Source organism: Herminiimonas arsenitoxidans (assembly GCF_900130075.1).
GTDB classification, from domain to species: Bacteria; Pseudomonadota; Gammaproteobacteria; order Burkholderiales; family Burkholderiaceae_D; genus Oxalicibacterium; species Oxalicibacterium arsenitoxidans.
The window spans coordinates 1,030,416-1,045,095 of record NZ_LT671418.1 but is presented as its reverse complement, the minus strand read 5'-3'; the positions used below and the strand labels follow the sequence as shown (position 1 = coordinate 1,045,095).

General features: G+C 51.0%; 6 protein-coding genes. 5 read left to right on the top strand and 1 reads right to left on the bottom strand.

The genetic code is table 11. The features are described 5' to 3' along the window. The first annotated feature begins 43 nt into the window (after positions 1-43). From BQ6873_RS04855 to BQ6873_RS04845, 3 genes are read left to right on the top strand one after another with little or no spacing between them, the layout of a single operon-like run. Complete coding sequence (locus BQ6873_RS04855; protein ID WP_076591642.1) at positions 44-1,708, top strand: biopolymer transporter ExbB; 1,665 nt, start codon at positions 44-46, stop codon at positions 1,706-1,708. A 17-nt stretch (positions 1,709-1,725) separates the two neighbouring features. Then, the gene (locus tag BQ6873_RS04850) at positions 1,726-3,483 is read left to right on the top strand and encodes a peptidase domain-containing ABC transporter (protein ID WP_076591641.1); all 1,758 of its coding nucleotides are present in this window, start codon (positions 1,726-1,728) and stop codon (positions 3,481-3,483) included. A 52-nt stretch (positions 3,484-3,535) separates the two neighbouring features. Next, complete coding sequence (locus BQ6873_RS04845) at positions 3,536-11,926, top strand: beta strand repeat-containing protein (RefSeq protein ID WP_076593944.1); 8,391 nt, start codon at positions 3,536-3,538, stop codon at positions 11,924-11,926. 82 nt (positions 11,927-12,008) lie between these two features. On the opposite strand, the gene BQ6873_RS04840 is transcribed toward BQ6873_RS04845, so the two are convergent. Further along, positions 12,009-12,806: an outer membrane protein assembly factor BamD gene (locus tag BQ6873_RS04840; protein WP_076591640.1), complete on the bottom strand. Its 798-nt coding sequence runs from the start codon at positions 12,804-12,806 to the stop codon at positions 12,009-12,011. Positions 12,807-12,898: 92 nt separating this feature from the next. Here BQ6873_RS04840 and BQ6873_RS04835 point away from each other — a divergent pair, with 92 nt between their 5' ends. Both BQ6873_RS04835 and pgeF read left to right on the top strand, forming a co-directional pair. Next, complete coding sequence (locus BQ6873_RS04835; RefSeq protein WP_231949281.1) at positions 12,899-13,879, top strand: RluA family pseudouridine synthase; 981 nt, start codon at positions 12,899-12,901, stop codon at positions 13,877-13,879. A 45-nt stretch (positions 13,880-13,924) separates the two neighbouring features. Continuing rightward, positions 13,925-14,677: a peptidoglycan editing factor PgeF gene (gene pgeF / locus BQ6873_RS04830; protein WP_076591638.1), complete on the top strand. Its 753-nt coding sequence runs from the start codon at positions 13,925-13,927 to the stop codon at positions 14,675-14,677. The last annotated feature ends 3 nt before the right edge of the window (positions 14,678-14,680 follow it).

Sequence of the window (14,680 nt, the reverse complement as noted above, 5' to 3'; positions counted from 1 at the left end):
CAGCAATGTTAATTTCAATTACCCGATCGGAATATTCCGCACCATGAAAACGCTACGCAAATACTACCTTCTTGCGATGATTCCTTCCCTCGTTTTGCTGGCGGGCGGCATCCTTTTCAAGGACTTCGTTCTTCACGCGATTCATATCAATCCTGTATTGAATTTGTTCATCATCGGGGTGGCGGTATTTGGTGTTGCCCTGATCATTTACGACATCTACAAGGTCAATTGGGAATACAACAAGCTGAAATTATTCTATGCGCGCGCATCTGCTGGTGAATCGCTGGAAGATTTGGTATTGGATCCGACATTCGAAGGTACGGAGATTGCCAAGGTGCTGGTCAGTGTGGCCAATACCAAAGGGCGCTTGACTACGCGTATCGAGCAGGAAACTATCGAACGTTCGCTGGCCGAATTGCATACCCATCTGGAGGCACGGATGGAGTTCCCGCAATATCTGACTGGCTTCATGATTGCGCTGGGTTTGTTGGGTACGTTTATCGGTCTGTTGGAAACCTTGGTCAGTACTGCAGACCTGATTAATGGATTCGGCAAGGCCAGCCAAGGTAGCGACATGGATGCATCGTTTGCGCATCTGGTGGCCGATTTGAATAAGCCATTGGCCAGTATGGGGACGGCGTTTAGTGCATCGATGTTCGGCTTGATCGGATCGTTGACACTGGGCTTGACGCTGGTTTGTTTGCGCGGTGCGGGTAAACGTCTGGTGGTTGCTGCGCGTCAATGCATCAGCGATATGGTGCAGCACGTTGTGCATGAAATGTCCGGCCCGGGCGCATCGCAACGCCAAGGTATTTCCGAATCTTTCCTCACGGAATTCCTGCATGACTTGATGGTCTTGCAGCGTGAATCGGTACTGACTTCGCGCAACAGTTCAGACGCTTCCTTGCAAGCAGGTGTGAAACTGGAAGCAATGAATGAACGTCTTGCGACGGTGGCGCGACTGTTTCAGGACAGCATCGATGAATCGAAGAACATGCGGCAGTTGGTTTCATTCGGACCACGCATGCATGAAGTCGGCCAGCAGACGCTGGAAGAAATCCGCAACCTTGGTCAGATGATCAATCAGAAGCTGGCATCGACAGAGGACATTACGCAAAGCTTGTCACTGTTGAGCGAACGTTTAAGCGTCAATGGCGATATCGCGCTGCGCAGCTTCGATGTGTTGCCGCAAATCGTCGGCACCATGCAAAGCGGGCAGACTGCACTGTCATCAGCTTTGTCTTCGCTGCAAAGTCAACAAGCCGATCTGGCCAGCGTGCATGAGAAGTCCGCACAGCACATTGCGCAATTGCCTGGTTTGCTGTCACAGGTTTCCATCCGTATGGGCGACGAGTTGAATGCGATTCAGCATCAGGCAGAAATTCATTCGACGGTGGCGACACGTCTCGGTCAGCTTGGCACGGTCATTGGTGAGAACTCCAGCAACATTACGCGTGATGCCTTGGCTGCGCGCCAGCTACAGATTGATTTGGCCAAACACATGGCCACGCAGAACGAACGTATCAAAGGTCTCGATGCGATCCCGCAAGCACTGGCAAATATTAGTGAAGCATTGGTACGCCAAAACGTGATGTCGCAAACCATCATCGAAGAGATGCGTAATGGACGTCAAACAATGATCAAGGATTTACGTCTCGAACTGCGCGAAGCAATGCGCGAACTCGCTACGCGTACAGATAACAAATAAGCAGGAAATATCCAGTCATGAGCAAGATACCCGACCTTCCAACTGCCGCCGCGCAGTCAGCCGACACCGGTGCTCCCGCCGCTGTCGGCGTCGGTGTTTTGCACGACACTTTCGAAGGAATTACCCGCGATCCGATGTATGTGACGCTGCTGCGTGCATACGGCAAACGACTGGTGGAGATCGTGGTTGCCGGATTTCTGATCAATATATTCGGTTTGTTGTTGCCGCTTTATTCGCGTCTTGTGTACGACAAGGTGATTGGTAACCACATTCCAGATACCTTGTGGGCGTTGACGCTGGGTATGTTGTTGTTCATCGTGCTGGAATTCGTTTTGCGCGTGATCCGCACGTTTTATATTGAGCAGCTCGCAGGCAAGTTCGATATCGAGTTTGACCAGGCGGTCGTCAAGAAATTGCTGGCAGCGCGTGTGTCGTGGCCGGTTGGTGTCGTGCTGGCCAAGTATCGTGATATCACCGGTGCGCGTGATCTGCTGTCATCGAATTACATGCTGATCATTATCGATTTTCCATTTCTTCTTTTGTATTTGCTGGCGATCGGTTTGATCGGCGGTTCTATTGTTTGGGTCGTGCTGGTTGGTGGGCTATTGCTGGTGGGCGCGCAGTTGCTGTGCAAGATTCCAGCAAATGACTATGCACGTATAGGCATGGGTGTGGGCGCAGCCAAGACCGACAAGCTTGCCGGTTTGGTATTTGGTATTGAAACGCTTAAAACATCAGCACTGCAAAAACGCGTGATTGATTTATTTGCAAAAGATGCGGAGCAATCGGCCGTGACGCAGGCAAAAAGTCGATTCTGGTCGACCGTGGGTTATACGATTTCATCCAGCGGTTATACCTTGATCACGATAGGAACGATGGTTGTCGGCGTGTATCTGGTGGAAGCTAATTCGCTGACAGTCGGTGCCTTGATTGCATCATCAATGCTGGCTGGCCGCGCGGCATCGATGTTGTCTTCGGTTGCGTTGGTAGTGGGACGTATTGATGCGTTCAAGCAGGCTAGGGCATCCTTTGAAGAGTTGTTTGTCGAAGGACCGAACGCCAAGACAACGAATGAAGTAGATCGCCAGCAGATACAAGGAAAAATTCAAGTTTCCAATCTGAGCTTCAGTATCAAACCTTCTGAGCCGGCGATGCTGAAGCAGATTTCATTCGTGATCAATCCGGGTGAAAAAGTTGGTTTGGTCGGACGTTCAGGTTCCGGCAAATCGACATTGCTGCGTTGCCTGGCAGGCGTCCATCATGCTGATGATGGACAGGTATTGATGGATGGTATTTCTGTCAATGCTTATCCGGAAGCGGTGCGCATGCGTTCGATTGCCTACAAGCCGCAGGATCCGTTTTTATTCGATGGCACGTTGGCTTCCAATATCTTTGTTGATAACACCATCAGTACGGGAATTTATCAGACCGTATTGCATGTGTCTTGTCTGGACGATTTGTTGGGCGGCGGGCAGTTACGTCTGGATCAGATGATCACTGCGCCGGGCAATCTGTCTGGCGGCCAGCGGCAAATGGTTGCGCTGGCGCGTGCGGTAGCTGGCATGCCTAGCGTCTTGTTACTGGATGAGCCGACAACCGGTATCGATCAAGTGACAGAAAACAAGATTATCGAAAGATTGGTCGCGTTTGCCGCGAATCGCACATTGGTTGTGGCGACACACAGTCCAGTGCTGTTGCGCCAGATGGATCGCATTATCGTCATTAATGACGGCAAGATCGTGGCTGACGGGCCACGGGCTCAAATATTGCAGTAATTACTTTGATGGGCCGGGAGAGTATGCCGGTTTCACAATGAAGGAAATTCAGATGGCAACTGCTCCTGCTTCCAAGTCGGGTACGAATCAGTCCACCGTGGACAAGAACGGTGCGCCGATCAGAGTCGTCACGCCGGATCAAAGTGGTAATTTTCAACTGAAAATTTCGCAGAGCGATGTCGCGAAAATCCATATCGTCGACGTCGATATGGTGCTTTATTTGAATGATGGCACCAAGTTGGTGCTGGCAGGCGGTGCCATCGGTGCGATGGATGCAACTGTCATGGTGGATTTCAGCAGCGGCCGAGATAGTGCCAGCCACATGCTGGATCAAGTCGGCAAGATTCCACTGCAAAAACTCGATCAACCTTTGGTGCTCAGTACTGAACCGGTGAACTCGGATGGTCGAGGGAATGGCGCCGAGGATGCTGCTTATCGTCAGACCGAAGGTGCGCAGGATTTAGCGAGTCAAGCACAGGCAGCCAATGCTGCGTTGTCCGCCATCAGTAAGGCCATGGTGCAATTGGCCAATGTGGTCCAAGCCAACACGACACCAGTCAATAACTTCAAATCCAATTTTGATGGACAAGCTGCGCAGCAGCAGCCTTTGGTCAAACAAGTTGCGGAAATTCTGCCGGAACGTCCGGGGAAGGCGCCGCAAGAGTTTGTGATCGGACCAAATGAGCCGGCGATTGCTATTCATCTGGTTAATACGGTTGGTACTACGCAGATAGGTGATGTGCTGTACGGTAGCGGTGGCAGTAGTGGCTTGCTGTCAGGAACCAATACATCCAACGCTGCACAGATCGCTCCGCAGATTATCAATGCAGGTAATGACGTCCGTACGATTTACGCGACAGGTATCGCACCAGCGGCAGGCAGCAATATACCGGCCGATACCTTCAGTAAAGTTTTGGATGTTCAAATTACGGGTGATGGCAAAGTGCAGTCGCTGACGGTATCGGGTGTGCCATCAGGTATGAGCATTGTGGGAGCGACATCGTTGGGTGGCGGTGTGTATCAAATTGCCATATCGCCAGACACCAAGAATTATGGGCTGGAGCTGCAGTACAACACTGTACCGCCAGATGCTGGCGCACCGATTCATCAAGATTTCAAACTGACATTTTCGTTATCGGTTGTTACTGCCGATGGTGTGCAATCGCTGACTAGCGTCAAGCAAGTTGTGGTCAAGGATGCGACTACGGCAAATGATCTGTCTTATGCCAATCCTGTGACGGGTGAAAGTGTCTTTGTATTGCCAGCACAAGGTTTGTCGCACATTGTGCATGCCGGTGACAATGCCGGAACAACGATATATGGCAGCAATGCCAATGACTTCCTTTACGGCGGTACCGGTAACGATACGATATATGGTGGCAAGGGCAATACCTATTTCGAAGGCGGTGCCGGCAACGATACTTTGGTTGGTGGCGTGAATCTCGTTACTATTAATGTCAACACAGTCGTCAATACGGTCATCAATACTGTTGGTTATACAAGCTCAACTGCAGGTGTGTTTGTCGATTTGAATACTGGCCATGCGCTGGATGGTTTTGGCGGGCAGGATACCTTGAGTAACATCCAGAAGGTGATCGGTAGCAAATATGACGATACCTTCGTCGTCGGCGCTACAACCAAGGGAGTTGATGGCGGTTTATCTGGTAGCGATACGATTGATTTTTCAGCGTCGAACGCGGCGGTTAACGTCAACCTGAATACCGGCACTGGCACTGGTGGTTATGCGCAGAACGTGACGTTCAGCAATATTGAGAATGTAGTCGGCAGCAGCTATAGCGATACTTTCATCGCTAGCAGCGTTGCGAATATTTTTGATGGTGGCGCAGGTGGCTCGAATACGGTGTCGTATGCGAATTCACCATCGAGCTCGACGTCAGGTGTAACCGTTGATTTGCTGAACGGTGTGGGCAGCGGTAATGATGCAACGGGTGATAAGTACATCAATATCCAGAACGTGATTGGCAGTGCTTACAACGATACGTTCATTGCGAATCAAGAGGCCAATAATTTCGATGGTATGGGTGGTATTAACACAGTCAGCTATGCGGGTTCAGCTGCCGGTGTTGAAGTCGATTTTTACAAAGGACAGGGTGCGGGTGGTAATGCCGCAGGCGACACTTATAAAAATATCCAGAACGTAATCGGTAGTTCTCAGGACGATAAGTTTGTTGCTGATACCGATAGCTTGAGCTTTGATGGCGGTGCGGGCGGTAACGATACGGTTAGTTATGAACGTTATCTGTCAGGCGTCATCGTTGATGCATCGCGTAATGTAGGTGGCATCGAAACTGCGCCTGCAAGTCCGCAGAATCCGGGTGGTCTGCCGACTTACTCCAATAGCTATACCAATATAGAAAAATTCGTAGGTACCGCTTATGCCGATACATTTATCGCCAGCAATCGTGCTGATAATTTTGATGGTTTGGGCGGTGTAGACACTGTCAGCTATGCAGCGGATACCGTCGGTGTAACTGTCAATCTGGTAACCGGACTTGGTTCTGGTGTCGGCAGCTTGGCTGATGGCGACCGACTGGCGAATATCGAAAACGTCATCGGCGGTAGCGGCAACGATACCTTTGTCGCGAATGATTCTGCGAATGTATTTGACGGTGGTGCCGGTTCCAACACAGTGGATTACAGCGCGTCGACTACCGGTGCGGTGACAGTCGATCTGTTCCATGCAAACGGCGTGGGCACTAGCGGTGGTTTTGCGCAGGGCGACAAATTCATCAATATTCAAAACGTTATAGGCAGTACGTTCGACGATACCTTTGTCGCCAGTGCAGATGCCAATACCTTTGATGGCGGTGGCGGTACGCACAATCGTGTCAGCTATGCCAACGATACGGTAGGCGTGACGGTTGATTTGGTTAATGGGCTGGGCTCAGGTGTAGGTAGCCTGGCGGCCGGCGATAGATTGATCAATATCCAGGATGCAACGGGCGGTAGCGGCGACGATACTTTCATTGCCAATGCGGTAGCTAATTCATTTGATGGTGGGCTTGGTATCAATACGGTTAGCTATGCGTTGTCGGATGTTGGTGTGACAGTTGATTTGGTTGCCGCTGCGGGGACAGGTGGATACGCTGTTGGCGATACGTATACAAATATTCAAAATGTCATCGGTAGTACGAAAGATGACTTATTCATTGCCAACAGTGCTGCGAATTCGTTTGCAGGTAATGGCGGTATAGATACTGTCAGTTATGCCAAAGCGACCGACGGCCGCGGCGTTACCGTTAATCTTGATACGCGTATAGGTACTGGTGGTTATGCAGAGGGTGATCGCTACCAAGGTATTCAGAATGTGATCGGTACGAGTTATGACGACACCTTTGTTGCCAGTAATTCGGTCAATGTATTCAATGGTGGTCTGGGAGTGAATACGGTCAGTTACGCGGCTTCTACTAGTGGTGTAACGGTCGATCTGATAAACGGCACCGGTAGCAGAGGGTATGCGCAAGGCGATCAATACATATCGATTCAAAATGTTATTGGCAGCAGTAGCGATGATATTTTTATCGCCAATGGGGCTGTTAATCATTTTGATGGCGGCGCCAGTATGCCTACATCGCACAATCGGGTCAGCTATGCGACAGATACAGCGAACTTGACGATTGATCTGTTGAGCGTTGGTGCGATTGGCTTGGGTGGCAATGCTCAAGGCGATACCTATACCAATATTCAGGACATTACAGGTGGTTCCGGCAATGATACTTTCATCGCCAGTGCAGCAGCGAATGCTTTCGATGGTGGTGGAGGTACGCACAATCGTGTCAGCTATGCGGCTGATGCGGATGACCTGACGATAGACCTGTTGACTGCGGGCGCGATAGGTCTTGGTGGAAATGCGCAAGGCGATACCTATACCAATATTCAAGACCTCACCGGTGGTGCGGGCAATGACACTTTCATCGCCAGTGCCGCGGTGAATAATTTCGATGGTGGTGGCGGCTTGCATAACCGTGTCAGTTACGCGAGCGACACGGCCGACCTGATCATCAATTTGTCCGACAAACCGGCCTCAGGTGTATTGGCCGGGACCGGCTCTGGCGGTTATGCGCAGGGCGATACCTACGTCAACATTCAGGATGCGACTGGCGGTAACGGCAACGATCTTTTCATTGCGAGCCTGGCAGCGAATAATTTTAATGGCGGTGCCGGTACGAATACTGTCAGCTATGCATCATCGAACAGCGGAGTGATCGTCAACCTGTCAGCACTGGCAGTCAATGGCCTAGCGGCGAATACTGGTGGTGGCATCGGCAGTTATGCCGAAGGTGATACCTACACCTTGATCCAGAATGTCACCGGTAGCGCGTTCAACGACACCTTCATCGGCGGTGCTGCAGCGAATGCCTTCGTAGGCAATGGCGGTAGTGATACGGTTAGCTATGCATCGTCCACTACTGTCGTCAGCATCAACCTCTCGAACGCTGCGGTGACGCCGACAGCTGGTGGCGGATCGCTGGCAGCAGGAACTGGCCGGGGCGGTGATGCACAAGGGGATACTTACACCGGTATCAGCAACGCTATCGGTAGTGCATTAGGTGGCGACGAATTCTTTGCGAATGGCACCTTGATAGGTACCTTCGACGGTAACGGCGGTTTGCATGACCGGGTCAATTACAGCGGATTCACGTCGGCGCTGACTATTAATTTATCTGATAAATCGATAGCTGGAGTGGCTGTCGGTAAGGGGAGCGTCGGCAAGGCTAATCTGGATACTTATATCGGTATTCATGATGCGACTGGTGGTTCGGGTAACGATACCTTTATCGCAGGCAGCGCTGCGAATGCCTTCGATGGAGGCGCTGGCATTAACGCTGTAAATTATGCGGCTTCGGATGTCGGTGTTGTCGTTAATTTTGCCGGCGATACGCGCGGTAGTCTGACGAGTATGACAGGTGGCGGTGCAGCCGGTAGTTATGCTATCGGCGACACTTATACCAACATACAAAATGTGGTCGGTAGTAATTTTGATGATCTGTTTTATGCGAGTGCAGCGACCGGGGCTGCTGCTAATAAATTTGACGGTGGCGTGAGTGATGCGAATTCCCATAACCGCGTCAGCTATGAAGCTGCGACCACGGCGATTATCGTCAACCTTGCGGACACCGCGGTAACGGTCAATAGTACTTCCATCGCTGCGAATAGCGGTGACGGTGGTGCATTGGGTGATACCTATGCCAATATCCAGGACATCACAGGTGGTAGCGGTGCAGACATCATAGTTGCCAGCGCTGCAGCCAATAACATTAATGGTGGTGGTGGCATAAATAACACCGTGCATTACGGTGGCTCCGGTGCCGGTGTCATCGTTAACTTGTCAGGTGCTAGTGTCACGATAGGCAGCACCACAGTTGCCAGCATGACGGGTGCTAACGCGACGGTAAGTGCAAGTCATGCAGCGGGCGATACCTATGCTGCGATTCAGAATGTCACGGGTAGTGCATACAACGATATTTTTATCGGTGGTACTGCAGTAAATGTATTTAATGGTGGCAGTGCTGGTAGCGATACGGTTAGCTATGCGTCATCGGGTACTGCGGTCACGGTTAATCTTTCGACTGCAGCAGTGACGCCGACAGCCGGTGGCGGTTCTTTGGCCAAAGGTACTGGGCGGGGCGGTGATGCACAGGGTGATACTTATACCAGCATCAGCAACGTTACGGGCAGCACCTTTGGTGGTGATGAGTTCTTTGCGCACAATACCTTGGTGGGCACCTTTGATGGTAATGGCGGTACACATGATCGTGTCAGTTATAGCGGATTTAGTGCGGCTACCAATCTCATTATTAACCTCTCGCAAACATCGGTGACTGTCGCTGCAGTCACCGTCGCGGGTGGTAAAGGTAGTGTAGGCAAGAGCGGGCTGGACACGTATATCGGAATACACGATGCGACGGGAGGTGCCGGTAACGATACTTTCATCGCCGGTGTCGAGGCGAATTCCTTTGATGGCAGAACAGGCAGTAATACAGTGAATTACGCGGCATCAGTAGTGGGCGTCGTCATCAATTTTGCCGGCGATACACGTGGCGGCCTGGCGACCATGGCAGGCGGTGGTGCGGCGGGTAGTTATGCTATCGGTGATACCTATACCAATATACAGAATGTGGTTGGTAGTAGCTTTGACGATATTTTCTATGCGAGTGCAGCGACCGGGGCTGCTGCCAATAAATTTGATGGTGGCGTGATCGATGCGGGTTCGCATAACCGCGTCAGCTACGAAGCTGTAACTGCGGATGTATTAATCAATCTCGCCAGTGCTACAGCGACGCTGAACGGTACGAGTGTTACGGCCGGCAGTGGTGCAGGTGGTGCAGCAGGCGATACCTATGCCAATATCCAGGACGTGGCAGGCGGTTCCGGCAATGATACCTTCAATGCCAGTGCAATTACTAATAGGTTTGATGGTGGTAGCGGTGTCAATACCGTCAGTTATCAATCGCTGGCCGGTCCGGTTAACATTGATATCAAGAATATGGCCGGTAGCAGCGCGTTCCAGAATGGCTACCTCTTCTACAACATCCAGAATCTGATTGGTACGGCAGGCAACGATACACTGGGCGGTGCGGCAGGTGGTAATTCGATACTGACCGGTGGTGCAGGTGCCGATGCCCTGACCGGTTACGGCTTGAACAATACCGCGAGCTACGCGGGTGCAACGGCAGCGGTGACAGTCAATCTGTCCGGAGCATCTGTCGGTGGTGTCGCGGCACGCAGCGGCAAGGGCGGCGATGCTGAGGGCGATACTTATACCGGCATTCAAAACGTCACCGGCGGCAACGGCAATGATTTGTTCGTAGCCAGTGCTGATACCAATATTTTCAATGGTGGTGCCGGAAATAATACAGTCAGCTATGCAGGCTCAACTGCTGGAGTGGTCGCGGATCTGAACACGGCAGTTGGTTCAACGGGTGATGCTACTGGTGATACCTTCATCAATATTCAAAATCTTACCGGGACAGCTTTTGCCGACAAATTAACTGGTTTAGCTGTAGGTGGTTCCGTTCTGATCGGCGGTGCAGGTGCCGATCAACTAATCGGGTTAGGTTACGTCGGTACGGATGCGACTACCGCAGCCGCTACATCGAACACAGCCAACTATGTTGATTCCACCGCAGGCGTGATTATTAATTTGTCGTCTGTGACGGTTGATGCATTGAACCCTTTGGGTAGCCTGGCAGCGGGTAAAGGCCGCGGTGGTGACGCAGAAGGTGACGTGTTGTCGGGCATCCAGAATCTTGTTGGTAGTAGTTTCGACGATACCTTCTATGCCAACTCCCAAATCAATCGATTTGATGGAGGTGCCTCAAACGCAAGTTCCCACAATAAAGTGATTTATACAAACGTCACTGGTGATTTGATTATTAACTTGTCTGATACGACGGTGGGCAGTGTTGAGGCAGGAAAAGGTAGTGGCAGTGATGCAAATCTTGACGCCTACATCAATATTCAAGATGTGACGGGTGGTGGAGGGAATGATACTTTCATATCGAGTTCTGCTGCCAATCATTTTGATGGCGGTGCAGGAAATAACACAGTTAGCTACGCTGGCAATGGGGTAGCGGTTACTGTCGATCTTTTTCATATGACTGGGACAGATGGATATGCTCAAGGGGACACCTATGCAAATATTAGGAACGTGACTGGTACTACAGGCAACGACACGTTTTTTGCAGGTAATCTCGCGAGTCTTTTTCATGGCGGAGGGACTGCTGACGTTAACACGAATCACGGTTACGATACCGTCAGCTATCAATTTGCAACAACAAATTTGACTGCAAATCTTTTGACGGCTGGTGCGAACACAGGTTTTGCTGCAGGTGACACCTATACCCGAATTGATAATTTAGTTGGTAGCGCAACTTCTGGTGTTACGAGTAACTTGTATGGAAATGCTTTCAATAATACTTTGACCGCACTGGGAGCAGCTACGACCAATTTACTGGACGGCGGTGACGGCGACGATACGCTAGATGGTATTGCTGGCGGTCACAATACACTTATAGGTGGCAATGGCAACGATACCTTTATCGTGCAGGCCAATGGTGTCAGTATAAACAGTAATATCGATAGTATTGCTGGTGGTGCAGGCAATGACACATTGAAGATTACAGGATTAGGCTCATCGCTTAACCTGTCCAGTCTTTCTAATAAAGTGACAAGTATAGAAACCTTGGATTTAACTACGGGTATCAATACCAATTTGACGGTCACTGGTGCTGTGATTGCCGAAATCACAGGCCTCACTAATGGTTATCACTTGCTCACGATTAAATTGTCAGCAGGTGAAACGGTTTCATTCGCTGGTGAGAATGTCAGGAATGGCGTTGATTACACATCTTTTTATGCTGTGGGTGATGTGAATCAAACCGGCGGTGAAATTGCACGTTTGCATTTGCAATACGTTTAGGCTGCTAGTTAGGATTAATTTCTTTTGTGACTACCATTAAAAAAGCCTCGCAATGCGAGGCTTTTTTAATGGGCTTGACTGATTACCAGAGTTTCCACCAAGGCGAGTCATTCTTCGGTCCACCGCTGAAGTAGACGCTGTTCGGGAAGTTGGTCTTCATTACACGTTCGGTATCGTCGCGTAATTGCGGCAGGTTCAAGGCATCGTACGATTTAATCATCACGTACAAGGCGCCTTCAACTGCAGGTGCACCTGGGTAATTCTTGACGGCTGCTTGTGCACGATTGGCTGCGGCGATGTATGCACCGCGACGGTAGTAGTAATTCGCAACGTGTACATCGTATTGCGCCATTGAGTTAACCAGATATGCCAGACGCGCTGTTGCATCAGGTGCGTACTTGCTGTCAGGGAAGCGCTCAACTAATTTCTTGAATGAGTCAAATGCTTCGCGTGCCGCTTTCGGATCGCGTTCAGTTGCATCCTGGCGTGACACGAAATCAAAGATGCTGACTTTGTCGTTGAAGTTGATCAGACCACGCAAGTAGTACATGTAGTCTACATTTGGGTGATCAGGATGCAGTTTGATAAAGCGTTCAACGGCAGCCAGTGCTTGTGGTTGATCACTCTGACGGTAGTAAGCGTAGGCGATTTCCATCTGCGCTTGCTGGGCGTAGGTGCCGAACGGATAGCGTGATTCGAGTTTCTCGAAATGGGAGATGGCTTTGGTGTAGTCACCTACATTCATCTCTTCACGTGCCTCCGAGTATAATTTGGACGGAGACCAGTTTTTGGTCTCGTCGAATTTCTCAGGTGTGAGGCTACATGCCGAGAGTAGGAAGGCGAGAGCGACGATGGTAATTTTTAGCATTTGTTTTTGCATGAGATTTCGCGAGGATGCCGCTAGACAATGAATGATTATAGCCGATGGGACTTGTAGTGATACCAACCGAAACACCGATTTTGAATAAAACCATGCCCGACAGTCATTTGGAGGGTGTGGATGATGGCGACGACCTGTCGCTGGATATGCCTCCGATTGAACTGAATTTAAGCCCTGAAGTCTGTGGCGTCCGTTTGGACAAGGTCCTTTCCACGCTGGTTCCACAATATTCCCGTAGTCGTTTGCAACAATGGATAGATGCCGGCCATGTCAGCGTGGATGGCGAAGTTGCCCGCGCGAAAATGACGGTCTACGGTGATGAAAAAGTCATCATTCTCCCTCAGCCAGCACCTGAAGATGAAGCTTTCAAGCCGGAAGCAATGGATTTGGCCATTGTGCACGAAGATGCAGAGATTCTGGTTCTTAATAAACCATCTGGTCTGGTCGTGCATCCTGCCGCTGGTAACTGGTCTGGCACCTTGTTGAATGGTTTGTTGCATTATTTGCCATCAATTGCCGGTGTGCCACGCGCTGGTATCGTGCACAGGCTGGATAAAGACACCAGTGGCTTGATGGTCGTGGCTAAAACGCTGATTGCGCATACTGATTTAGTTCGCCAACTGCAGGCGCGCACGGTCAAGCGTGAATATCTGGCCATGGTATGGGGCACGCCGAATGCTTCCGGGCGCATAGATGCTTCTATCGGCCGTCATGCGCGTGATCGCATCAAGATGGCTGTTTCTGAAAATCTAACGGCGAAGCCTGCCGTGACGCATTTCGAACGTTTGGCAACCGGTATGCTGGAGGGCCGCCCAGTCAGTTTGATGTTATGCAAATTGGAAACAGGCCGCACGCATCAAATCCGTGTGCACATGCAATCTATCGGTTTTGCACTGGTTGGCGATGGCTTGTATGGCAAGCAGCATCTGGTGCCAGTATTTCCACGTCAAGCTTTGCATGCACGTCGTTTGGGCTTGATACATCCAGTCTCCGGTGAAGCTGCGGAATGGTCGGCGGAAGCGCCGCAGGATTTTGCTGATCTCATTACGCGCGCTGGCATCAAGACCTATTAAGCTGGTTTTGATGTTTTCCTGTTCACATTCAACAATGTACTGATCATGGAATTGATTCTTCCCCAATGGGGCATTTCATTGCCGGCAGTCGGTGCCTTGGCGACCACGCGTCCTTGCGGTATCAGTCCTGCACCGTATGACGATGGGTGTGGTGGTGGCGGTTTGAATTTGGGCGTGCACGTCGGCGATGCTATCGATAACGTGCAACACAATCGTGCACAGATTCGCCGTCAGTTGCCGGCGGAGCCAGTGTGGTTGACGCAGGTGCACGGCACTAACGTTGTTGATGCTGCTCAGGTCTCCGGCGCACCGGAAGCCGATGCCAGTTTTACTACGCAAGCTGGTTTGGTTTGCGCAATCATGACGGCAGATTGTCTGCCGGTTCTGTTCGCGGATACAGCCGGTCGGGTTGTCGGTGCAGCACATGCGGGTTGGCGTGGTTTAGCCGGCGGAATTCTGCAAAATACCGTTGCGCAGATGCGTGCAGCCGGCGCAGAAACTCTATATGCATGGTTAGGCCCGGCGATTGGCCCGACACAGTTTGAAGTAGGTGAGGAAGTGCTGGAAACGTTTGTGGCGAAAGATCCCGCTGCCCGCCAGGCATTTGTAGCGATTGACGGCCGTCCTGGTAAATATCTTGCCGATATCTATATGCTGGCGCGGCAGACGCTGGCGAATGTTGGCGTCACGAAAACGTCTGGCGGCAACTTCTGCACAGTCAGCGATCCGCACCGTTTTTACTCTTATCGCCGCGACGGCGTGACTGGCCGCATGGCCGCGCTGATCTGGTTGCGATAACGA